General features: G+C 29.8%; 27 protein-coding genes. All 27 read left to right on the top strand.

The genetic code is table 11. The features are described from left to right. Positions 1-7: 7 nt before the first annotated feature. Entirely contained in the window at positions 8-1204 is a 1197-nt protein-coding gene (locus tag BET03_RS00750; protein ID WP_120166241.1) for an acetate kinase, read from the top strand. A gap of 126 nt (positions 1205-1330) precedes the next feature. Next, on the top strand, positions 1331-1831 hold the full coding sequence (locus BET03_RS00755; RefSeq protein ID WP_183108658.1) for a YceD family protein: 501 nt from the start codon (positions 1331-1333) through the stop codon (positions 1829-1831). Positions 1832-1849: 18 nt separating this feature from the next. Then, entirely contained in the window at positions 1850-2029 is a 180-nt protein-coding gene (gene rpmF / locus BET03_RS00760) for a 50S ribosomal protein L32 (protein WP_120166245.1), read from the top strand. Between the two features lie 213 nt (positions 2030-2242). After that, positions 2243-2806, top strand: a complete 564-nt coding sequence (gene fapR / locus BET03_RS00765) for a transcription factor FapR (protein ID WP_120166247.1) — start codon at positions 2243-2245, stop codon at positions 2804-2806. A 20-nt stretch (positions 2807-2826) separates the two neighbouring features. Continuing rightward, a complete protein-coding gene (gene plsX, locus BET03_RS00770; protein WP_120166249.1) occupies positions 2827-3813 on the top strand; it encodes a phosphate acyltransferase PlsX in 987 nt (328 codons plus the stop codon). Positions 3814-3822: 9 nt separating this feature from the next. Beyond that, positions 3823-4821 carry a beta-ketoacyl-ACP synthase III gene (locus BET03_RS00775; RefSeq protein WP_279230297.1) on the top strand — a complete coding sequence of 333 codons (999 nt, stop codon included), beginning with the start codon at positions 3823-3825 and terminating at the stop codon, positions 4819-4821. A 15-nt stretch (positions 4822-4836) separates the two neighbouring features. Next, on the top strand, positions 4837-5775 hold the full coding sequence (gene fabK / locus BET03_RS00780; RefSeq protein WP_120166251.1) for an enoyl-[acyl-carrier-protein] reductase FabK: 939 nt from the start codon (positions 4837-4839) through the stop codon (positions 5773-5775). 10 nt (positions 5776-5785) lie between these two features. After that, on the top strand, positions 5786-6730 hold the full coding sequence (gene fabD, locus BET03_RS00785; protein ID WP_120166253.1) for an ACP S-malonyltransferase: 945 nt from the start codon (positions 5786-5788) through the stop codon (positions 6728-6730). 14 nt (positions 6731-6744) lie between these two features. Beyond that, entirely contained in the window at positions 6745-7488 is a 744-nt protein-coding gene (gene fabG / locus BET03_RS00790; RefSeq protein ID WP_120166255.1) for a 3-oxoacyl-[acyl-carrier-protein] reductase, read from the top strand. A gap of 38 nt (positions 7489-7526) precedes the next feature. After that, positions 7527-7763, top strand: a complete 237-nt coding sequence (gene acpP, locus BET03_RS00795) for an acyl carrier protein (protein WP_479725443.1) — start codon at positions 7527-7529, stop codon at positions 7761-7763. An 82-nt stretch (positions 7764-7845) separates the two neighbouring features. After that, on the top strand, positions 7846-9087 hold the full coding sequence (gene fabF / locus BET03_RS00800) for a beta-ketoacyl-ACP synthase II (RefSeq protein ID WP_120166259.1): 1242 nt from the start codon (positions 7846-7848) through the stop codon (positions 9085-9087). An 88-nt stretch (positions 9088-9175) separates the two neighbouring features. After that, entirely contained in the window at positions 9176-9898 is a 723-nt protein-coding gene (rnc, locus tag BET03_RS00805; protein WP_120166261.1) for a ribonuclease III, read from the top strand. Further along, a complete protein-coding gene (locus tag BET03_RS00810) occupies positions 9891-10979 on the top strand; it encodes an elongator complex protein 3 (protein ID WP_120166263.1) in 1089 nt (362 codons plus the stop codon). The genes rnc and BET03_RS00810 overlap by 8 nt, the downstream gene beginning before the upstream one ends. 84 nt (positions 10980-11063) lie before the next feature. After that, positions 11064-14648 (top strand): chromosome segregation protein SMC, encoded by a 3585-nt coding sequence (smc, locus tag BET03_RS00815; protein WP_183108659.1) that lies wholly within the window; start codon positions 11064-11066, stop codon positions 14646-14648. 13 nt (positions 14649-14661) lie between these two features. Further along, positions 14662-15687, top strand: a complete 1026-nt coding sequence (gene ftsY, locus BET03_RS00820) for a signal recognition particle-docking protein FtsY (RefSeq protein ID WP_120166267.1) — start codon at positions 14662-14664, stop codon at positions 15685-15687. Between the two features lie 81 nt (positions 15688-15768). Next, positions 15769-16137, top strand: a complete 369-nt coding sequence (gene ylxM / locus BET03_RS00825) for a YlxM family DNA-binding protein (RefSeq protein ID WP_120166269.1) — start codon at positions 15769-15771, stop codon at positions 16135-16137. 11 nt (positions 16138-16148) lie between these two features. Further along, a complete protein-coding gene (gene ffh / locus BET03_RS00830) occupies positions 16149-17489 on the top strand; it encodes a signal recognition particle protein (RefSeq protein ID WP_120166271.1) in 1341 nt (446 codons plus the stop codon). A gap of 28 nt (positions 17490-17517) precedes the next feature. Next, entirely contained in the window at positions 17518-17787 is a 270-nt protein-coding gene (gene rpsP / locus BET03_RS00835; protein WP_120166273.1) for a 30S ribosomal protein S16, read from the top strand. A 24-nt stretch (positions 17788-17811) separates the two neighbouring features. Next, positions 17812-18042 (top strand): KH domain-containing protein, encoded by a 231-nt coding sequence (locus BET03_RS00840; protein ID WP_120166275.1) that lies wholly within the window; start codon positions 17812-17814, stop codon positions 18040-18042. Between the two features lie 50 nt (positions 18043-18092). Next, a complete protein-coding gene (gene rimM, locus BET03_RS00845; protein WP_120166277.1) occupies positions 18093-18593 on the top strand; it encodes a ribosome maturation factor RimM in 501 nt (166 codons plus the stop codon). After that, on the top strand, positions 18590-19327 hold the full coding sequence (gene trmD, locus BET03_RS00850; protein ID WP_120166279.1) for a tRNA (guanosine(37)-N1)-methyltransferase TrmD: 738 nt from the start codon (positions 18590-18592) through the stop codon (positions 19325-19327). Before rimM ends, trmD begins: the two co-directional genes overlap by 4 nt. A 96-nt stretch (positions 19328-19423) precedes the next feature. After that, positions 19424-19771, top strand: coding sequence for a 50S ribosomal protein L19 (gene rplS, locus BET03_RS00855; protein ID WP_120166281.1), 348 nt, complete (start codon positions 19424-19426; stop codon positions 19769-19771). Positions 19772-19875: 104 nt separating this feature from the next. After that, entirely contained in the window at positions 19876-20739 is an 864-nt protein-coding gene (gene ylqF / locus BET03_RS00860) for a ribosome biogenesis GTPase YlqF (protein WP_120166986.1), read from the top strand. A gap of 287 nt (positions 20740-21026) precedes the next feature. After that, a complete protein-coding gene (locus BET03_RS00865) occupies positions 21027-21680 on the top strand; it encodes a ribonuclease HII (RefSeq protein ID WP_120166283.1) in 654 nt (217 codons plus the stop codon). Continuing rightward, the gene (locus tag BET03_RS00870; RefSeq protein WP_120166285.1) at positions 21667-23049 is read left to right on the top strand and encodes a flagellar hook-length control protein FliK; all 1383 of its coding nucleotides are present in this window, start codon (positions 21667-21669) and stop codon (positions 23047-23049) included. Before BET03_RS00865 ends, BET03_RS00870 begins: the two co-directional genes overlap by 14 nt. Before the next feature lie 4 nt (positions 23050-23053). After that, positions 23054-23335 (top strand): EscU/YscU/HrcU family type III secretion system export apparatus switch protein, encoded by a 282-nt coding sequence (locus BET03_RS00875; protein WP_120166287.1) that lies wholly within the window; start codon positions 23054-23056, stop codon positions 23333-23335. Beyond that, complete coding sequence (locus BET03_RS00880) at positions 23325-23678, top strand: YraN family protein (RefSeq protein ID WP_279230298.1); 354 nt, start codon at positions 23325-23327, stop codon at positions 23676-23678. The genes BET03_RS00875 and BET03_RS00880 overlap by 11 nt, the downstream gene beginning before the upstream one ends. Positions 23679-23689 lie beyond the last annotated feature (11 nt).

A 23689-nucleotide genomic window follows, 5' to 3' on the forward strand; every position in this document is an offset into this window, starting at 1 on the left:
TATACATATGAAAATTCTAGTTATTAACTGTGGTAGTTCGTCTTTAAAATACCAGTTAATTGACATGACAAAAGAAGAAGTTTTGGCAAAAGGTTTGGCAGAAAGAATAGGAATAGATGGTTCAAGGGTTGAGCATAAACCATCAGGAAAAGAAGAGGTTGTAATTGAAAAACCAATGAAAGACCATAAGGTAGCTTTAGAAATAGTAATTAATGCCTTAGTAAATCCTGAGCATGGCGTTGTGGAATCTATGGAAGAAATAAATGCTGTAGGACATAGGGTAGTTCATGGTGGAGAAAAATTTGCGGAATCAGTTATAATTGATGATGAGGTTATGAAAGCTATTGAAGAATGCGCTGATTTAGCACCACTACACAACCCACCAAATATGATGGGTATTCAGGCTTGCAAAGAGCTTATGCCAAATGTACCAATGGTAGCAGTATTTGATACGGCTTTCCATCAAACTATGCCAAAATCATCATACATATATGCTCTTCCATATGAATTATATGAAAAATATGGTATTAGAAAGTATGGTTTCCACGGAACTTCACACAAGTATGTATCAAATAGAGCAGCTGAAATATTAGGCAAAAATATTGAAGATTTAAATATTATTACTTGCCATCTAGGAAATGGTGCAAGCTTAGCTGCTGTAAAAGGTGGAAAATCAGTAGATACTAGTATGGGATTCACTCCATTAGAAGGATTAGCTATGGGAACAAGAAGTGGAGATATAGACCCAGCTATTGTTCCTTTCTTAATGGAAAAAGAAGATATGACATTAGATGAGGTTAATAATCTTCTTAACAAAAAATCAGGTGTTTTAGGAATTTCTGGTGTTAGCAGTGATTTTAGAGATATAGAAGGAGCTGCAGAAAATGGAAACGAAAGAGCTCAACTAGCACTTGATAAATTTGCTAGTAGAGTTAAAAAGTATATAGGAGCTTATGCTGCTTTAATGGGTAGAGTTGATGCTATAGTATTTACTGCTGGATTAGGAGAAAACTCAGCTGAAATGAGAGAAAAGATTTGCGAAGGCTTAGAGTTTATGGGTATAGAATTAAATAAAGATAAAAATAAAGTAAGAGGCAAAGAAGCTATTGTTAATACTGAAAGCTCAAAGGTAAAAATATTAGTAGTTCCAACAAACGAAGAACTTATGATTGCAAGAGATACAAAGGAACTAGTAGTGAAATAGTTTAGGATTTAAAGGCAGGATAGCTTCCTGCCTTTAAATATACAATTATAACTTGACAAATGAGATTTGCGCTTATATAATAAAATTTGTGTCAACATTTTAGAGGTGAATAGTATGCGAATAGATTTGTCTAAATTAATTGATGGAACAGAGAGTAAAATAAGCTTTGACGAAACTGCTGATATTAAGAAAATAAAAACTAAAGATAGGGAGATTATACTTACAAGTCCAGTTAAAGTTACTGGTAATGTATTTAAAACAAATGATGGACTTTACTTAAGTGCAAATATTACCTATGAATATTCAGATGAATGTGCTAGGTGTTTAAAGGAAGTAAAAGATAAAGTTGACACTTCTATCTCAGGTAGACTTGTGGAGAAAGAGCAAAAAAATAAAATTGAAAATGATGAAGATGAAACTGAAATTTTTTATGAGGGAAATGAAGTTGATTTAGATGAACTAACTATTAATACAATTCTTCTATCCTTACCTATGAGGGTTCTTTGTAATGAAGAGTGTAGAGGAATTTGTCCAAAATGTGGTCAAGATTTAAATGAAGTTGAATGTAATTGTGAAGATGACAATATTGACCCACGCTTTGCAAAATTAAAAGAACTACTTGACTGATTTAAGGAGGTGTTTTTAATGGCAGTACCTAAGCGTAAAACTTCAAAAGCAAGAAGAGATAAAAGAAGATCTGCAAATTCTAAGTTAGCGGCACCAGCAATTAGCAAGTGTCCACAATGTCATGAACCAAAATTACCTCATAGAGTATGCAAGTCATGTGGATACTATAAAAACAAAGAGGTTATTGATGCTGAGTAATTTTCTTAAAAGATGGTGATGTTATATCACTATCTTTTTTATTATATAAAATTTATTAGTGATATTCTTAACTAAAGCGAGCTTTGCTCGCTTTTTTGATTTATATAATAGGAAGATAATAATGGAAAAATTTCTTGCTTTTTTTAAATAATTGATATATACTTACTATTAGTAATAGGTACTAAATGCAAGTGTTAATTTGAGGTGAAAATAATGGGTGTAAAGAGATTGCCTAAAAAAGAAAGGCAAAAAAGACTTAAATTAGAGCTGGAAAAAGACCCGTTTTTGACAGATGAAGAGTTAATGCAGATGTTTAATGTTAGTATTCAAACAATCAGGTTAGACAGACTAGAATTAGGAATTCCAGAATTAAGACAGCGAATAAAAAAAGTAGCTGAACAAAACTATTCAAAGGTTAGGTCAATAGGTGGAGCAGAAATAGTAGGAGAACTGGTAGATTTAAATTTAGGAGAAAATGGAATATCAATATTAGAAACAGATAAAAGTATGGCTTTTAAGAAAACAAATGTTATAAAAGGACACCATATTTTTGCACAAGCAGAATCTTTAGCTATGGCTGTTATAGATGCTGATGCAGCATTAACAGGTGTTTCAAATATAAAGTATAAAAATCCTGTGAAGGCAGGCCAAAAGCTTATTGCTAAAGCAGAAGTTGTAAGACGAAGGAATAATAAGCACTTTGTTCATGTTTTTACATATGTAGGTCAAGAACAGGTTTTTAGAGGTAAGTTTATATTAGTTTCTATAGATGATTAGTTTTACATAGGAGGGTAAAAATGAAGATAGTAGTTGATGCTATGGGAGGCGATAATGCCCCTAGAGCTACGGTAAAGGGGAGCATCCAAGCTGCATCTGAGTATGACATAGATTTAATTTTAGTAGGTAAAGAAAATGAAATTAAAAAGGAATTAGAAAGAAACGGATATAAAGGAAATAATATTGAAATAATAAATGCAGAAGAAGTTATAGCCAATGAAGACAAACCAGTAAAAGCAATAAGAAGGAAAAAAGATTCTTCTATGGTTGTTGGTTTGAAAATGGTAAAAGACAAAAAAGCTGATGCTTTCATTTCTGCAGGGAATACAGGAGCATTACTTACAGGAGGCTTATTTGTAGTTGGTAGATTAAAAGGAATAGAAAGGGCAGCCTTAGCACCTGTTTATCCGACTAAGAGAGGTATTTCAGTACTTCTAGATGCAGGGGCTAATGCTGATTGTAAGCCAAAATTTTTAGAACAATTTGCAATTATGGGTTCAATTTATGCTGAAAAAGTGTTAAATATTAAAAATCCTAAAGTAGGCCTTGTAAATATCGGAACAGAAGAAGGGAAAGGAAACGAATTAACAAGGGATACATACGAAATTTTGTCTCAATCTAATATTAACTTTTATGGTAATTTAGAGGCTAGAGATATTCCTGAAGGTTTAGTTGATGTACTAGTTTGTGACGGATTTGTTGGTAATATAATATTAAAACTGACAGAAGGCCTAGCTTTAACAATATTTTCAATGTTAAAAGAAGAATTTACGAAAACTCCATTTACAAAATTAGGTGCTTTAATGTTAAAACCAGGACTAAAGAACTTTAAAAATAAACTTGACTATACAGAATATGGAGGAGCACCTTTATTAGGTGTAAATGGAGCAGTTATAAAAGCACATGGTAGTTCAGATGCTAAGGCAATTAAGAATGCAATTAGACAGGCTAAAATTTTTGTTGAAAATAAAGTATTAGAAAAAATTAAAGAAAATATTGAAGAGTAGGGGGTAAAAATGGAACTTAATAACATGGGAGTAGGAATAATAGGTACTGGAAGTTTTGTTCCGGATAAGATACTTACAAATTTTGATTTAGAGAAAATTGTAGATACAAGTGATGAATGGATAAGAACTAGAACAGGTATAAGAGAAAGAAGGATTCTTGAGGAAGATAAAGCTACTTCTTATATGGCTACAGAAGCAGCTAAAAGAGCTATAGAAAATGCAGGTATAAACGCTGAAGACATTGATCTAATTATGGTAGCAACTGTAACGCCAGATATGGCTTTTCCATCAACTGCATGTATTGTTCAGGATAATTTGGATTGTAAAAATGCCGCTGCATTTGACTTAGAAGCGGGATGTTCAGGTTTCTTATATGGACTATCTTTAGCTTATAGTCAAGTTAAGGCAGGATTAAGTAATAATGTACTTTTAATAGGAGCTGAGACTCTATCTAGAATTATAAACTGGAAGGATAGAAGCACTTGTGTTCTTTTTGGTGACGGTGCAGGTGCTGCTGTAATTAGTAGAGTTCCAAATGAAAAGGGTATATTAGCTATTGACCTTGGAGCAGATGGTAGTGGAAAAGAATATTTAACTCAGCCTGCTGGTGGTTCAAAGATGCCTGCAACTAAAGAATCTATTGATAATGAGCTACATTATATTAATATGGAAGGAAATGAAGTATTTAAATTTGCTGTTAGAACTATGAAAAAGGCTTCAGTAAAGGTTATACAAAAAAGTGGATTAGATATTGAAGATATAGACTTTTTAATTCCTCATCAAGCTAATATTAGAATAATAGAAGCAGCTAGAAAAAGACTTAAATTAGATGAAGATAGAGTATATGTAAATCTAGATAAGTATGGTAATATGTCTGCTGCTTCAATTCCTGTTGCTCTAGATGAGGCAAATAGAAAGAATAAAATAAAAGATGGTGACAATATAGTTTTAGTTGGTTTTGGTGCTGGATTAACTTGGGGATCATGTGTAATAAAATGGCACAAGTAGTTAGGGGGTAAAAAAATGTTCAATACAGAAATATGTAAGCTATTAAATATAGAATATCCAATAATCCAAGGAGGTATGGCTTGGGTTGCAACAGCTGAACTAGCGGCTGCTGTTTCAAATGCAGGGGGACTAGGAATTATTGGCTGTGGTAATGCTCCTGCGGAAGTTATAAAAGAGGAAATTGATAAAGTTAAAAAATTAACTGATAAACCATTTGGAGCAAATGTAATGTTATTATCACCTTATGTTGATGAAATAATGGATTTGCTTTATGAAGAAAAAGTTCCTGTAATTACAACTGGAGCAGGAAATCCAGGAAAATACATAGATAGATTTAAAAGTATTGGTACTAAAGTAATTCCTGTTGTACCATCAGTAGCATTAGCAAAGAGAATGGAAAAGGTAGGAGCAGATGCTATAATAGCAGAAGGAACAGAAGCCGGAGGGCATATAGGAGAATTAACAACAATGGCTTTAATTCCTCAAATAGTAGATGCAGTAAATATACCTGTAATTGCTGCAGGAGGTATAGCTGATGGCAGAGGTGTTGTAGCAGCATTAGCACTAGGGGCTAAGGGTGTTCAGATAGGAACTAGGTTTGTTTGCACAGAAGAATGTATAGCCCATGACAATTATAAAGAGAAAATAATTAAGGCAAAGGATAGAGATGCTATAGCAACAGGAAGGAGTACAGGACACCCAGTAAGAATAATTAAAAATAAACTTGCTAAAAAGTTTATAAAGCTAGAAAAAGAAGGTGCTAATAAGGAAGAAATCGAAAAGCTAGGTGTTGGTGCTTTAAGGAATGCTGTTATTAATGGTGATGCTGATAATGGTTCAGTAATGGCAGGACAGATAAGTGGTCTTATAAAGGAAATAAAGACTTGTGAAGATGTTATTAAAGATATTATAAGTGAAGCGAAAGAAGTAATTGGAAGTTTAAAAACCTTATAGGAGTGATAAAATGGGTAAGATAGCATTTTTATTTTCTGGACAGGGCTCACAATACGTTGGAATGGGTCAAGAAATAGCTAATGAATATGAAAGTGCTAATCAAATTTTTGAAAGGGCAAATGAAAGTTTAAACTTTGATATAAAGAAGTTATGCTTTGAAGGACCGGAGGAAGAACTGGTAAAAACGGAAAACACACAGCCTGCAATATTAACAACTTCAATTGCTATTTTGCAGGCAGTAAAAGAAATGGGAATTAACGCAGACGTTACAGCCGGTTTAAGTTTAGGAGAATACTCAGCATTAGTATATAGTGATGTACTAAAATTTGAAGAAGCAGTAAACTTGGTTAAAAAAAGAGGTAAATATATGCAGGAAGCTGTACCATTAGGGAAGGGTACTATGGCAGCAATAATAGGATTAGATAGAGAAGTTGTTGATGGAATAATAGATAGTGCTAAAGAAACTGGAGTAGTTGAAGGTGCTAACTACAATTGTCCAGGACAAATTGTAATATCAGGTGAAGTACCAGCTGTAGAAAAGGCTTGTGAATTAGCTAAAGAAAAAGGAGCAAAAAGGGCTATAAAGTTACCAGTAAGTGCTCCATTCCATAGTAGTATGCTAAAACCAGCTGGTGATAAACTAATGGAAGAATTAAAGAAGGTAAGCATTAATAAACCAACAAAGAAAGTTATTTCAAACGTAACTGCTAACTATATATCTGGAGATGATGATATTAGAAGTTTATTAATGCAACAAGTTTCAAAATCTGTTTTATGGGAAGATAGTATAAGACTTATGATAGAAGATGGTGTAGATACATTTATAGAAATAGGACCTGGTAAAGCATTAACTGGATTTACTAAAAAGATTTCAAGGAAATTAAAGAAAAAAGTTACAGCACTTAATGTTGAAAATTTAAAGACTTTAGGAAAGCTGAAGCAAAAATTAACTTAAGGGGTGGATAAACTATGAATCTAGAGGGAAAAGTTGCTTTAGTAACTGGAGGTTCTAGAGGAATCGGAAAAGCAATTGCTTTAAAACTTGCTTCTGCGGGAGCAAACATTGTAATAAATTATTCAAGAAATGATAAAAAAGCAAAGGAAGTTATTAAAGAAGTTGAAGATTTAGGTAGAAAGGGTATAGCGATACAGGCCGATGTTTCTAAGTTAGATCAAGCACAGGAATTAATAAATAAAGCTATTGAAAAATTTGGAAAAATAGATATACTTGTAAATAATGCAGGTATTACAAGGGATAATCTTTTAATGAGAATGTCAGAGGATGAATGGGATGATGTAATAAGTGTAAACCTAAAAGGAGCTTTTAATGTTACTAAATCCATAATAAGAAAAATGTTAAGGCAAAAATCTGGTAGCATAATAAATATAGCTTCAGTAGTTGGCTTATCAGGAAATGCTGGACAATGTAATTATGCAGCATCAAAGGCTGGACTTGTAGGATTTACAAAATCAGTAGCTAAGGAAGTTGCTAAAAAGAATGTAAGAGTAAATGCAATAGCTCCAGGATTTATTCAAACTGATATGACAGATAAGCTACCAGATAAAGTTAAAGATGAATATATTAAAAAGATACCATTAAATAGATTTGGAGAGACTGAAGATATTGCAAATGCAGTATTATTCTTAGCAAGTGATATGTCAAAATATATAACAGGGCAAGTATTAGTTGTAGATGGTGGAATGTTAATGTAATTTGTTAATATAAATTTTTTTAGTAATTTTGAAAGGAGGTGTACATAGTGGCATTTGAAAAACTAAAAGAAATAATAGCTGAGCAATTAGAAATTGATGAAGATGAGATTGAAATGGAATCTTCATTCCAGGATGATTTAGATGCAGATTCATTAGATGTTGTTGAACTTATAATGGCTATTGAAGATGAATTTGACATTGAAATTCCTGATGAAGATGCAGAAAAGATTGAAACAGTTAAGGATGCTGTGGAGTACATCGAAAAGCATGCATAATTAAGAAAACACTAGGTCCCGAAAAAATTCGGGACCTTCTAAATAAATATATTTATTTAACAAGTTTTAGGAGGGTTTAAAAATGAAAAAAAGAGTCGTTGTAACTGGTATAGGAATAGTAAGCCCTGTAGGAATTGGAAAAGAAAATTTTTGGACAGCTTTAAAAGAAGGCAAAAGTGGTGTTGATTATATAACTAGATTTGATACAGAAGAATTTACTACTAAAATAGCTGCAGAAGTAAAAGAGTTTGACCCTCGTGATTATATAGATAAAAAAGAAGCTAAGAGGATGGATAGATTTACTCAATATGCTGTTGCAGCTAGTAAAATGGCAGTAGAAGACGCTGATCTAAAAGCTGATGAAATAAACCAAGAAAAGTTTGGGGTAGTTCTTGGTTCAGGAGTAGGTGGAATAGAGACACTTGAAAAACAACACAAAAGATTGTTAAAGAAAGGGCCAAAAAGGGTAAGTCCATTTTTTATACCTATGATGATAAGTAACTTAGCTGCAGGTCAAATATCTATTATTCTTGGAGCTAAAGGGCCTAATGAAACGGTTGTAACTGCATGTGCATCATCGACTAATGCTATTGGAGATGCCTTTAAAATAATACAAAGAGGAGATGCAGATATAATGATTACTGGTGGAGCTGAGGCATCAATAACACCTTTAGCATTAGCAGGTTTCTCATCAATGAAGGCATTATCTACTAATAATGAAAATCCTAAAGGAGCAAGCAGACCTTTTGATAAAAATAGAGATGGATTTGTTATGGGGGAAGGTTCAGCAATTTTAATACTTGAAGAATTGGAACATGCTTTAAATAGAGGAGCAAGAATATATGCAGAAGTTGTTGGATATGGAATGACTTCAGATGCATATCACATTACAGCACCTGTAGAGGATGGAGAAGGTGCAGCTAGAGCAATGAAGTTAGCTTTAGAAGATGCTAATATAAATCCAACTGATGTAGATTATATAAATGCACATGGTACATCTACTCCATATAATGATAAATTTGAAACGATAGCAATTAAGAATGTATTTAAGGAGCATGCGTATAAATTAAAGGTTAGTTCTACAAAGTCTATGACAGGACATCTTCTTGGAGCTGCAGGAGGCTTAGAGGGAAGTGTAATAGCCCTTTCATTATATGAAGATTTTATTCCTCCAACAATTAACTACGAGACAAAAGATGAAGATTGTGACTTAGATTATGTACCTAATAAAGGGATTGAACATACTGTTGAGTATGCAATGTCAAATTCACTTGGATTTGGTGGCCATAATGCAACAATAGTTATGAAAAAATTTAAAGAGTAAATATATTTATAATAAAGATTTGCATTAATTATATAATATATAGTAAACTATATACTGATTTAAAGTTTTATTTTGTTGGAGGTAGCTAATGGGTAAGTTAAGTACCGAAAGAAAAAAGCAATTAATAGATTTACAAAATAAAATAAAATATAACTTTAAAGATTTGAATTTAATTGATAGGGCATTAACTCATAGTTCTTATGCTAATGAGAATAAAGATAAAAATATTAAAAATAATGAAAGACTTGAGTTCTTAGGGGACTCTGTTTTAGGGTTAGTTGTTAGCAACTACATTTTTGAAAAGTATCCTAATTATCCCGAAGGAGAGCTTAGTAAGTTAAGAGCACTTGTTGTTTGCGAACCTTCTCTAGCTAATGTAGCTAAAAAAATAGAGCTTGGGAAATATTTGTCTTTGGGAAAAGGTGAAGAAGCTACTGGAGGCAGAGAAAGGGTTTCTATACTTGCAGATGCTTTTGAAGCACTTATAGGCTCTATTTATTTAGATGGTGGTTTCAAAAATGCTAAAAATTTTGTTCTATCAAATTTATCCAAACTCATTGAAGAAGCTGTTAAAGGAAAACTTTTCTTAGATTACAAGACTCAGCTACAAGAAGAAGTACAAAAGGATAGTAATGATAAGATAAAATACAATGTTATAGATGAAGAAGGGCCAGACCATAGAAAAACCTTCTATGTTGAAGTAAGAGTTGGTAATAATGTTTTAGGTGAAGGAAAGGGAAAAAGTAAAAAGGAAGCGGAACAATGTGCAGCTAAAGCCGCATTATTTAGAATGGGTGTTTTAGATGAGTAATAGATATAGAATCATTCCTATTTTTGTTCCCCATAGAGGTTGTCCCCATGATTGCGTATTTTGCAATCAGAAAAAGATAACAGGTTTAACAACTGATGTAACTAGTGATGAAGTAGATAAAATAGTAACAGAATATTTAAAAACAATACCAGAGGGTGTTAATAATATAGAGGTAGCATTTTATGGTGGGAGTTTTACAGGTATAGAGTTAAAGACACAAAAAGAGCTTTTAGAAACTGTTTTTAAATATAAAGAAAAAGGGTTAATTCATAGAATCAGGTTGTCTACTAGACCAGATTATATAGATATAGAGAGACTAGAATTATTAAAAAAACTTGGTGTTGATATTATAGAATTAGGAGTTCAATCTTTAGATGAAACTGTTTTAGAAAGAAGCTTTAGGGGACATACTCCTGAAGATGTAATAAATGCAGTTAAATTAATAAAAGAATATAGCTTTAAATTAGGATTACAAATGATGATAGGATTACCTGGTGATACAAGGGAAAAATCCCTTAATACAGGTAAAAAGATTATTGAATTAAAACCAGACTTTGTAAGAATATATCCTACACTTGTAGTAAAGGACACATATTTAGAAAGAATGTATTTAAATGGAACATATACTCCCTTATCTCTAGAAGAGGCAGTAAGTATATGTACTGAGCTTTTAATGTTGTTTAACTATAATAATATTATGGTAATTAGAATTGGATTACAACCTAGTGAAAATATTGCTTTAGATAAAGATGTAATAACAGGCCCTTTTCACCCTTCTATTAGACAACTAGTTGAATCAAATTTTTATAAAATTATATTGGATAATTTTATAAAAAACAGACAGTTCAAAAATGATATAATAATATTTAGGGCAAATAATAAGGAAATAGCTAATATAGTTGGTCAAAAATCAAGTAATATTAAATACTTAAAATCAAAATTTGGTTTTAAAAAGGTAAAAGTCTTAAGAGAAAATATACCTAGTGGATATTTTTATGTTGAATATGATAATTTAAAACTAAAAATAGATAAAATGTACTATATAGAAAAATACTTAAAAGAAAGGAAAATAATAAATTAGAGAGAATATATAAAATAAGGTTTCCAATATAAATGGAAACCTTTTAATTTGCCTAAATTAGATAAAAAGAAGAGGTGTATGACATTGTATTTAAAAAGACTAGAAATACAAGGCTTTAAATCATTTGCAGACAAAGTAGCAATCGAATTTCAAGGCGGTATAACTGGTGTTGTGGGACCAAATGGAAGTGGAAAAAGTAATATATCTGATGCAATAAGATGGGTATTAGGTGAACAGAGTGCTAAATCTTTAAGAGGAAGTAAGATGGAAGATGTAATTTTTTCTGGTACTTCTAAAAGAAGGCCCTTAGGCTTTGCTGAAGTAACTTTAGTTTTTGATAATAAGGATGGTAAATTGCCAATAGACTATTCTGAAGTAAGTATAACTAGAAGATTGTTTAGGTCTGGTGAAAGTGAATATTATATTAATAAAACATCATGTAGATTAAAAGATATTAGAGAGCTATTTATGGATACAGGTGTTGGTAAAGAAGGTTATTCTATAATTGGACAAGGAAGAATAGATGAAATTTTAAGTAGTAAATCAGAAGATAGAAGAAGTATTTTTGAAGAAGCTGCAGGTATAGTTAAATATAAAACTAGAAAAATAGAGGCAGAGAAAAAATTGGACAAGACTAAAGAAAATTTAGTTAGAATAGAAGATATAATTGGTGAGTTAGAAAATCAACTAACACCATTAGAAAAGCAATCTAAAAAAGCTCAGGAATATTTAACTTTAAAGGAAAAACTAAAGGATATAGAGGTTAATCTTTTTGCAAGGGAAATAGAAAGACTTAAAGAGCAAATTTCTCATATTGAAAACCAAAAAGAATTAATAAATGAACAATTAAAATATAATGAAGATAGAAAAAAAGAGATAGAAAAAAAATACAATAAATCTAAAAACGAAATTGAAAAACTAGAATCAAGCTTAGAGGAAATTCAACAATTTAAGCACAGTACTGAAAATAAACAAGAAAAAATTGAAGGGGAATTAAATCTAAATAATGAAAAAATAATCTTATTAAGAAAGGACTTACAGAGGTTAGAGAAGGAAAAAGAAAACCTACAAGAAAGAATAGAAAAAATAAATAAAGAAAAAGAAAAATTAGAAGAACATAGAAAAAGTATAGAGACAAATGTTAATAATTTAAATAATAAACTTGAAACAAAATCTGAAAAACTACAGATAATAAATGCTGATATTATAAACAAAGAAAAGAATATAGAAGAACAAAAAAGTGATATTATACAGTCATTAAATGATATTGCTAATATAAAAAGTAAAATTAATAGTATAAATTCATTTAAACAAAATATAGACAAAAGAATAAAACAAATAGAGATTGAAATAGATGAGCTTAACAAAAGCAAAATTAATAAAGAAAGTGAAATTAAGACAAATTATGAAAAAACAAAAGATCTTAAAGATAATTTAAATAGATTAAAAAGGGAGAAAGATAATTTAGAAAAAATAAAAAAAGAAAAAGAAGTTAACTTTAATGAGAATCTAGACAAATTAAACAACCTAAAGGGTGAAATACAAGGAAAAGTTTCAAGATATAACTTCTTAAAAGAAATGAAAGATGACTATGAAGGTTTTTATAAAAGTGTAAAAAATGTCCTTAAGGCATGTGAAAGAAATAGAGACTTAGGAAAGGGAGTAAAAGGAGTAGTAGCTGAACTTATTAAAGTTAATAAAAAATATGAAAAGGCAATTGAGGTAGCTTTAGGTTCTTCAATACAAAATATAGTTACTGAAACAGAGGAAGATGCAAAAAATATTATTCAATATATTAAAAAGAGAAAGCTTGGAAGGGTTACTTTCCTACCTATGACTTCAATTAGAGGAAGAGGACTTAATAGTAGAGAGAAAAAAATTCTAGATAGTAAAGGATTAATTGGAATAGCTTCTGATATAATTGAATTTGAAAACAAATATATAAATATATTTAAATATCTTCTAGGAAGGGTTTTAATAGTAGAAAATATTGATGATGGAATAAATATAGCTAAAAAGATTAATTATACCTTAAAAATAGTTTCATTAGATGGAGATGTAATTAATCCAGGTGGTTCAATAACAGGAGGAAGTTATAAGACACAAAATAATTCAAGTCTATTGGGTAGAAAAAGACAAATAGAAGAATTAGAAAATGATATAAGAAAATTGAAAGATAAGTATAATAATTATAATACAAAACTTGAAGAGTATAAGAAAGAGTTATCAAAATTAGATTCTAAATTAGAAAGTAGTAATACAAAAATTAACGACATGGAAATGAAGTTAGTGAGGTTAGAAAATACCCTAAACCAGACTCAACAGGAAATGAAAAATATTGAACATTCTATATCAAAGAATTTAAAAGAAAAAGAACAACTTTTAGAAGAGAAGGATAGCTTAAACAGAGATGAATATAGCCAAAAGGAAAAATTGGAAAAACTAAAAGAAAAGAATGCTTCAACTCAAGGAAATATAGATAATATGATAAAATATTTTGAGAATGAAAAGAAAAAAAGAGAAGGACTTCAGAAGGAAATTACAGATTTAAAAGTAAAAATAGCATCATACAATCAAGAAATTAAAGCAGTTGATGATTCATTAAATAAAATGAATCAAGACAAAAATAGAATTTTAGGTGAGATAAAATCTAAAGAAGAAGAATATAAAAAATCACAAGATACAATTGATAGATTGAAAGATAAAATTGATTCATTGAAAAAGGAGAAAAGTCATCTTAAAGAAACATTAATAGAGTTTGATATAAAACTAAAGGAGTTAAAAAGTGATAAAAATAATTTAATGCAAAGTTTTTATTCCTTTCAGGAAAATCTTAAGGATATGAATTTAAAGATAAGCGATTTACAAAAAAGTTTAAATACATTAGATGTGAAATATGCTAAATATAATATGAAAATGGAAAATTATATTAATAAATTATGGGATGAATATGAATTATCATATCAAATGGCACTAAAATATAAAAAGAATATTGAAAATGTAACAAAAGTTCAGAATGAAATAAGGAATTTAAAGAAAAAAATAAAAGAATTAGGAAATGTAAATATTGATGCAATAGAAGAATTTAAACAAGTTAAGGAGAGGTATGAGTTTATTAAAGGTCAAAGAGATGATTTAATCGAAGCTGAAGAATCCCTTAAAAAAGTAATAAAAGATATGGAGAAGAAAATGAAAGAAGAATTTATTGCTAAATTTAAAATAATAAAAAAATATTTTAATGATGTATTCAAAAAGCTATTTGGTGGAGGAAAGGCCGAGATTTACCTTGAAAATGAAGATGATATTCTAAAAAGTGGGATTGAGATTACTGCTCAACCTCCAGGAAAAAAACTTCAAACTTTATCTCTTTTATCTGGTGGAGAAAGGGCTTTAACAGCTATTGCATTGCTTTTTGCAATATTAAAAACTAAACCAACTCCTTTCTGTGTATTAGATGAGATTGAAGCAGCATTAGATGAAGCTAATGTTTACAGGTTTGCCGATTATTTAAAAGAATTCTCAAAACAGACACAGTTTATAGTAATTACCCATAGGAAGGGTACTATGGAATCTGTAGATACACTTTATGGTGTAACTATGGAGGAAGAAGGAGTTACAAAAATGGTTTCAGTTAAACTAACAGATAAAATAAAAGAAATGGCTAGTTAAAGGAGGAATCTAAATGTTTAAAAAACTTTTTGGAAAAAAAAATAATAGTGAAAATAATAATCAACAGACTCAGCAGATTGAAAAAGAAAATAACACTACTGAGTCAGAAGAGAACAAAAAGGAAGGTTTTTTTAGTCGTTTAAAGAAAGGGCTTTCTAAAACGAGAAAGGGAATTACTGAAAAGGTAGATGTTATTTTAAAGTCTTATAAAAAAATTGATGAAGAACTTTTTGAAGAATTAGAAGAGGTATTAATTACTGCTGATGTAGGAGTAAATACAACAATGAGAATTATTGAGGATGTAAAAGATAAGGTAAAGGAAAGAAAAATAACAGAAGTTGAAGAGATAAGAGAATTATTAAAAGAGGAACTAAAAGAAATATTAACTGAGGTTGATGAAAATATTTCACTTAATATTGAACCGTCCCCAGCAATTGTATTAGTTGTTGGAGTAAATGGAGTTGGAAAGACAACGACTATAGGAAAGCTAGCTTATAGGCTTAAAAATGAGGGTAAAAAGGTTCTTATAGCAGCTGGTGATACTTTTAGAGCTGCAGCAATTGAGCAATTAACTGAATGGTCAAATAGGGCTGGCGTAGATATTATAGCTCATCAAGAGGGTGCAGATCCAGCTGCAGTTATTTATGATGGAATTCAAGCTGCCAAAGCACGAAAATCAGACGTATTGATTTGTGATACAGCTGGTAGACTTCATAATAAGAAAAATTTAATGAATGAATTAAATAAAATTTTCAGAATAGTGGAGAGAGAATATCCTGAGGCAACTAAAGAAGTACTATTAGTTGTAGATGCTACAACTGGACAAAATGCTGTATTACAAGCAAAAACATTTAAGGAAGCATGTGATATATCTGGTATAGTATTAACAAAATTAGATGGTACAGCTAAAGGTGGAGTAGTATTAGCTGTACAGTCAGAGTTAAAGGTTCCTGTAAAACTAGTAGGTGTTGGAGAAAAGATATATGATTTACAAGATTTTGATCCAGATAATTTTGTAGAAGCAATTTTTTCTGAATAAAAATATTGACAAAAGTAAATTATTATTATAAAATACTCCTGTCAAGTTGTTAACTTGACAGGTAAAATGTTGGTGATTATAATGTATGAGAAGGTTGTTGAAATAGGTTTACTATTTGACTTTTACGGAAAACTTTTAAGTGAAAGACAGTATATAATTATTGAGATGTATTATTTACATGACTTATCACTTGCAGAAATAGGCGAACAACTTAAGATAAGCAGACAAGGAGTTTATGATATATTAAAAAGGGCAGAAGATAAATTGTATTCTTATGAAGATAAATTAGGTCTCGTTAAGAAATTCCAAGATAATAAAAAGAAACTTAAAAAGATTTTAGATTATGCTAATAAAGTAAATGAAGAACTGACAGCAGAACAAAACGGCGAGTTAAAAAATCATATAAAAGAGATTAAGGAAATTGCTTTGGATATTTTAGAAAAAAATTAGGAGGTTAAGTAATGATTTTTGAAAGTTTAGCCGAAAAGCTGCAAAAGTCTTTAAATAAGTTAAAGGGAAAAGGTAAGTTATCGGAAAAAGATGTAAAACAGGTTATGAGAGAAGTAAAGCTAGCCCTACTTGAAGCAGATGTTAACTTTAAAGTTGTAAAGAAGTTTGTAAACAGTGTTAAGGAAAGAGCAGTAGGGCATGAGGTAATGGAAAGTTTAACACCTGGACAACAAGTAATTAAAATAGTTAATGATGAATTAACTAAATTAATGGGTGAAGAACAGAAGAAAATAGAGTTTGCACCACAACCTCCTACTATAATCATGATGTGCGGATTACAAGGAGCAGGTAAGACAACTACTTCTGGAAAATTAGGTATTTTATTAAAGAAAAAAGGTAAATCACCATTACTAGTAGCTTGTGATATATATAGACCAGCAGCAATAAAGCAATTAGAAGTAGTTGGTGAAAAGGCTGATATACCAGTTTTCTCAATGGGTGATAAGCAAAATCCAGTAAATATTGCAAAAGCATCTATTGAACATGCAAAAAAGAATGGATATGATGTGGTAATTTTAGATACAGCTGGAAGACTTCATATAGATGAAGAGCTTATGGATGAGTTAGAAAATATAAAAAGTGAAGTAAATCCTAAAGAGATTCTTTTAGTTGTAGATGCAATGACAGGACAGGATGCTGTAACAGTTGCAGAATCTTTTAATGATAAGTTAGGTATAGATGGTGTTGTTTTAACAAAACTTGATGGTGATGCTAGAGGAGGGGCAGCTTTATCTATAAGAGCTGTTACCGATAAACCTATCAAGTTTGTAGGTATGGGAGAAAAGTTAGACCAGCTTGAGCCTTTTTATCCAGATAGAATGGCTTCAAGAATATTAGGAATGGGAGATGTCCTAACACTAATAGAAAAGGCTCAAGCAAACATAGATGCTAAAAAAGCAATGGAGTTTGAAAAAAAGTTAAAAACTCAGCAATTTACATTTGATGATTTCCTTGAACAATTACAGCAAATGAAAAATATGGGACCACTTGATCAAATACTTGAGATGATACCAGGTATAGGATCAAAACAGCTTAAAAAGCTAAAGGTAGATGAAAAGGAATTAGTTAAAATAGAAGCAATTATTCAATCTATGACTAAAGAAGAAAGACAAAATCCATCTATAATAAATGGAAGCAGAAGAAAAAGAATAGCTAGAGGTAGTGGTACAAATATACAAGATGTAAATAGACTTTTAAAGCAATTTAAAGAAACTAAAAAGATGATGAAGAAGATGACAAATATGGAAAAAGCTATGAAAAAAGGAAAGTTTAAATTTCCATTTTTCAGATAGATAAAAATATTTAAGGAGGTGCATTTTAATGGCAGTAAAAATTAGATTAAGAAGAATGGGTGCTAAGAAAAAGCCTTTCTACAGAATTGTAGTTGCTGATTCTCGTTCACCAAGAGATGGTAGATTTATTGAGGAGTTAGGTTTTTATAACCCAGTATCAGAGCCTAAAGAAGTTAAAATTGATGCTGAGAAGGCTGTTAAGTGGCTAAAAAATGGGGCAAAGCCAACTGATACTGTAAATGACTTATTTAAGAAAAATGGAATTTATGAAAAATTAGAAGAATCAAAAGAAGCATAATTATTCCTCAGGGGGTGAAACTATGTGGGAGAACTAGTAGAAACAATTGCGAAAGCACTAGTTGACAGACCAGAAGATGTAAGAGTAAATGAAATAGAAGGAACACAATCAGTTATAATTGAGCTAAAGGTAGCCCCAGAAGATATGGGTAAAGTTATTGGTAAGCAAGGTAGAATAGCAAAAGCTATAAGAACAGTAGTGAAAGCAGCTGCTACTAAGGAGAATAAAAGAGTAGTAGTAGAGATAATTCAGTAAAGGGATTAGTTTTACTAGTCCCTTTATTTTATATAAGAGGGGTAATGGGTATGACTGATTATATTCAAATTGGTAAGATAGTTAATACTCATGGTATTAAAGGTGAATTAAAGGTTATTCCTTTAACTGATGATATTGAAAGGTTTGAAAAATTAGATACTATCTTTATTGAAAAGGAAGAAGATGAATTTCAAGTTAAAAAGGTTTGGTATAAGAAAAATTTTGTTATTCTAAAATTAAAAGGATATAATAATATAAATGATGTTTTAAAATTTAAAAATAGATTTATTTTAATTCATAAAGATGATGCAATTGAATTACCTGAGGACAGTTATTTTATCTTTGAAATAAAAGGATTAGATGTATATCATATCAATGGAGAAAAGATAGGTAAAGTAGTTGATGTATTACAACCAGGAGCTAATGATGTATATGTTGTTAAAAATGGAAATAAAGAATATCTAATACCAGCAGTAAAAGAGTTTATAAAGGAAATTAATCTTGAGGAAGGAAAAATAGTAATAGACCCTATTGAAGGAATGATAGAATGAAAATAGATATTTTAACTCTATTTCCTGAAATGTTTAAGGGTGTTTTTGGAAGTAGTATATTAAAAAGGGCTATTGAAAAAGAAATTGTTGATATTAATTGTATTAATATTAGGGATTTTTCTAAAGATAAACATAAAAAAGTAGATGATTATCCCTTTGGTGGAGGTCCAGGAATGGTGATAAAGCCTGAACCTATTTATGATGCAATAGAATCCGTAAAAGCTGCTGATTCTAGAATTATATTTCTAACACCAAAAGGGAAAGTATATAATCAATCAATTGCAAATAGTTTATCTAAGGAGAAGCATTTAATATTCCTATGTGGACACTATGAAGGAGTAGACAATCGAATTATTGAAAATTATGTAACTGATGAAATTTCAATAGGAGATTATGTATTAACTGGTGGAGAATTACCTGCCATGGTTGTTATAGATTCTGTGGTTCGATTAATACCAGGAGTATTAGGGAAAGAAGAATCCTTTATAGAAGAATCACATTATGATGGGCTATTAGAATACCCACAATATACTAGGCCTAGGGAATTTAAAGGTCATAAGGTTCCTGAAGTATTGCTATCAGGTAACCATAAAAAAATAGAAGAATGGAGAAAATATAAAGCCTTAGAACTTACATATATTAGAAGACCAGATCTACTAAAAAATAAGAAGCTAACAAAGGAAGAAGAAAAATTATTAAAACAAATTAAAGAAGATATGAATAAATTATTGTAATTTTATTCTATATATGCTATAATTACATGTGGCAAAACGGGCGGTCCTCTGTCACATAATGTGATAAGAACGTCTAGGAAGAAAGGAGGTACAGCCATGGATATAATAAGACAAATAGAACAAGAACAACTAAGAAACGATATACCAGATTTCAACGTAGGAGATACTGTACAAGTACACTATAAGGTAAAAGAAGGAAACAGAGAAAGAGTACAGGTATTTGAAGGTACAGTACTTAAAAGACAAGGTGGAGGTTGTAGAGAGACTTTCACTGTAAGAAGAATATCTTACGGTGTAGGAGTAGAAAGAACTTTCCCTGTGCACTCTCCAAGAATAGAGAAGTTAGTTGTAACTAGAAGAGGTAAGGTTAGAAGAGCTAAACTTAATTACTTAAGAAATAGAACTGGTAAAGCTGCTAGAGTAAAAGAGAAGAGAGATTATTAATGGTATTGGGACTGTTTTTCAGTCCCAATATTTATTTTTAAATAAAGATAATTAGAATAAAGACTTACTATTAGGTGATAATAGAAAAAAAGGCTGGTGATAGAATGAAAATTAACTGGTATCCTGGGCATATGAAAAAAACAAAAGAGTTACTTAAAAAGAATCTTAAGCTTATAGATATTGTATTTGAATTGCTCGATGCAAGAATACCTATAAGTAGTAAGAATCCAGAAATTGATAAGATAATAGGGAATAAGCCTAGGATAGTTATCCTTAATAAAGCCGATTTAAGCAACAAAGATATAAATACTAAGTGGATAGAGTATTTTAATTCTAAAAATATTCCAATTGTGTTAACGAATGCTGCAAATAATAAGGGAATTGACAAAATAATAAAAAAATCTAATGAGATTATGAAAGATAGAATAGAGGCATTAAGAAAAAAAGGAATTAAGAACAAGCCAATAAGGTCTATGATAGTGGGAATACCTAATGTGGGAAAATCAACATTGATTAATGCTTTGGCAGGGAAAAAGAGAGCTAAGACTGGAAATAAACCTGGTGTTACAAAAGGAAAACAATGGATTAAACTTAGAGGAAATTTAGAGCTTTTAGATACGCCGGGAATTTTATGGCCAAAGTTTGATGATGAAAGGGTTGGGCTTAATCTCGCATTTACAGGAGCCATTAAAGATGAAATAATAGATACTGAAACTTTAGCTTTAAGGTTAATTGAAAGATTAATAGAAATATCCCCTGAAAAACTAGAGAATAGATATAATGTTGAAATATCAGATAAAACAGGACTACAAGTATTAGATGATATTGCAGTAAAAAGAGGTTGTATTGTAAGTGGTGGAGAAGTTGACTATACTAGAGTAGCCCATTTAATACTTGATGAATTTAGAAAAGGGATAATTGGTAAAATAACACTGGAAGAACCTAATCAAATTGAGGGCACATTTTAAATTAATGTGCCTTTTTTATTGTCTATATAAAGTATATTTTTATGTATTCTTTAAAAAAAAGAAAATACAACATTTGAGGAATGTGTAGATTTTTGTGAGACAATAAAAATAAAGGGTTGTAGGGGATGAAATCCCTTGGTATTAGAGGAGTTCTAAAGACTTACAAGCAATGGCCGAAGGGGAACTAGGATCCCCTAGCGGAAGCGAGCAAAGCTGGCTTTTTTTATTTTTAAAAAGGAATTTATATATTAAAAGAGAATTTATTAATATAGGTGGAGGGAGATATAATGCTTAAAATAGAAAAAGAATTATGGGAAAAAGGCTATGATTATATTGCTTGTATAGATGAAGTTGGAAGAGGTTGTTTAGCTGGAGATGTTGTAGCCTGTGCATTAATAATGCCAAAAGAGTTAGTAATAGAAGATGTAAAAGATTCAAAAAAGTTAACTCCTAGAAAAAGGGAAAAATTGTATGATATTATTTTAGATAAAGCAATTGGTGTTGGGATTGGTCGTGTTGATTCTAAGACAATAGATGAAATCAATATTAAAAAAAGTACATTATTAGCTATGAAAAGGGCAGTTGAGAATTTAAAAGATAAAGAAGGTAATAAGATTAAACCTGATTTTCTTTTAATTGATGCAGAAAAAATAGATATGAATATACCACAAATGAGTGTTATAAAAGGGGATAGTAAATGTCATGGAATTGCTGCTGCATCTATAATAGCTAAAGTATTTAGAGATAGATTATGTTATGATTGGTCAAAAAAATATGAAGGCTACGACTTAGAAAATAATAAAGGTTATGGGACAAAAAAACATAGAGAGGCTTTGAAAAAATTAGGACCTTCAGCTATACATAGAAAAAGTTTTTTAAAAAAAATATTAACTCAAGAAAAGCAGATAAGCCTATTTGGTGATGAAAATGAGGATAGGTAAACTTTTATCAGATAGTTTACAAATAAAGAATGAAAAGAGTATAGCTTTATCCAAAGGGACTGTTATTAGAGCTAAGGTAATAGAAATTAATGGAGAATATGTGACATTAGATTTAGGCCATGGAAATATTTTGAAGGGTAAAACTAATATCCCTCTTAAAGAAGAATTAGGTAAAACTCTAAGATTTTTTATAAAGGATGCAAATGATTCTAAAATAATTATGACACCTCTTAATAATGAAAATGTTAATACAATGGATAATGAAGAAAACTTAAAGACAGTACTTTTAAAAAATAATTTAGAAATTAATGAAGAAAATCTTGAGATATTAAAAAATTTATTTAAATATAAAATGCCAGTAAATCGAGAAACAATTAATAGAATACGTGTACTTATTAACAAAATAATTGGATTAAGTAATCTTAAGGAAGATGAAAATATTGAAGTAATGGGTAATAGTAAAGATATACTCAATGAAAGCCTAGAAAAGTTAATTAAGGTTAAAGTAAAGGGTAATATAAATAATGAAATGAAAAACCAACTTTCCTTAGCAAATAAAAGTGTATTAAAGGATATGTTCAATAATATAACTAGTGATTATAAAGAAAAAAAGGTAATCTATCAGCTTATTAAAAGAGTAGTTTTTTTATTAAAAGCAGATATGAAAATATCAATTAATAGTTTTAAATTTTTGTCTGAAATATTAGAGGGGAAAAATCCAATTGAAAAGGATATTGACGCAATAATTAATCTTTTAAAAGAAAAAATCTCAGATAAAGAATTAATAAATAAAGCATCCAAAATAATTGAAGGTGTCAATGTAAAGTTTAATAATGAAGATAAAGAAAATATTAAGAATTACTATCAAAAATTAAATGAAATTATTAATAATATAAAAGATATTTTAGAGAAAAATAGAAAGATTTCTAAGGAAGTTTTAAATAAATTTGAGCAAATTCAAAGTAAAATAGATTTTATTAATAGATTAAATGAGAATGGTACATTTCTATATATACCAATTACTCTAAATAATAAAAATAAAAAAGGTCAACAACTATTTATTTTAAATAAAAAAAGACTAAAAAGAAATAGTAATGATTTTAAGGTTTTTATATCACTAAATACAAAAAATTTAAATAAAGTTAATATTTTATGCCATTTGAATCAATCGAATTTAAATGTAATATTTAATTTAGAAAATGAAGGTATTATAAAACTATTTAAAGAGAAACAAGAGAACTTAAAAAACAAATTATCAGAATACGGATTCAATGTAAATATAAAATTTAAGGTTAAAGAAAAAACTGACCCTTTAGACCTCTTTTCAGAAGATAGACCAAGTAATTACTTGCTTGATATAAGGGTGTGATTAAATGAAAAATGGCAATAAAAAAAAGGCAGTGGCAATTAAATATAATGAAGGTGATATTGCACCTAAAGTAATTGCAAAGGGAAAAGGTGAAGTAGCTAAAAAAATTATAAACAAAGGAAAAGAAGAAGGCATAGAGGTAGTAGAAAATAAAGAAATTACAGACAAACTTATTAATTTGGATATTGGTCAGGAAATACCTGAAGAGTTATATACAGCTGTTGCTGAAATTTTAGCTTTTGTTTATCAACTGGATAAAAATAAGGGGGATAATCTTGGGGAATAGGATTACAGGGATAATTGGTGAAAAAATTGCAGCTAAGTATTTAACCAAAAACAAATATAAAGTTTTAGAGAAAAACTATAAAAATAAAATTGGAGAGATTGATATAATTGCTAAAAAGGATAAGACAATTATTTTTATAGAGGTTAAGACGAGAAAAAATCTTAATTATGGTTATCCTTATGAGGCAGTTAATAAAAGAAAAAGAAATAAAATTATTAATACAGCCTATTGTTATATAAGACAAAATAAATTGAATAATACACAATATAGATTTGATATAGTAGAAGTCTATTTAAATAAAAAAGAAAAGATTAACCACATTAAAAATGCTTTTTGGATATAAAAACTACAGGG

It is taken from the genome of Thermohalobacter berrensis (genome assembly GCF_003609645.1).
Taxonomy (GTDB): Bacteria; Bacillota; Clostridia; order Tissierellales; family Thermohalobacteraceae; genus Thermohalobacter; species Thermohalobacter berrensis.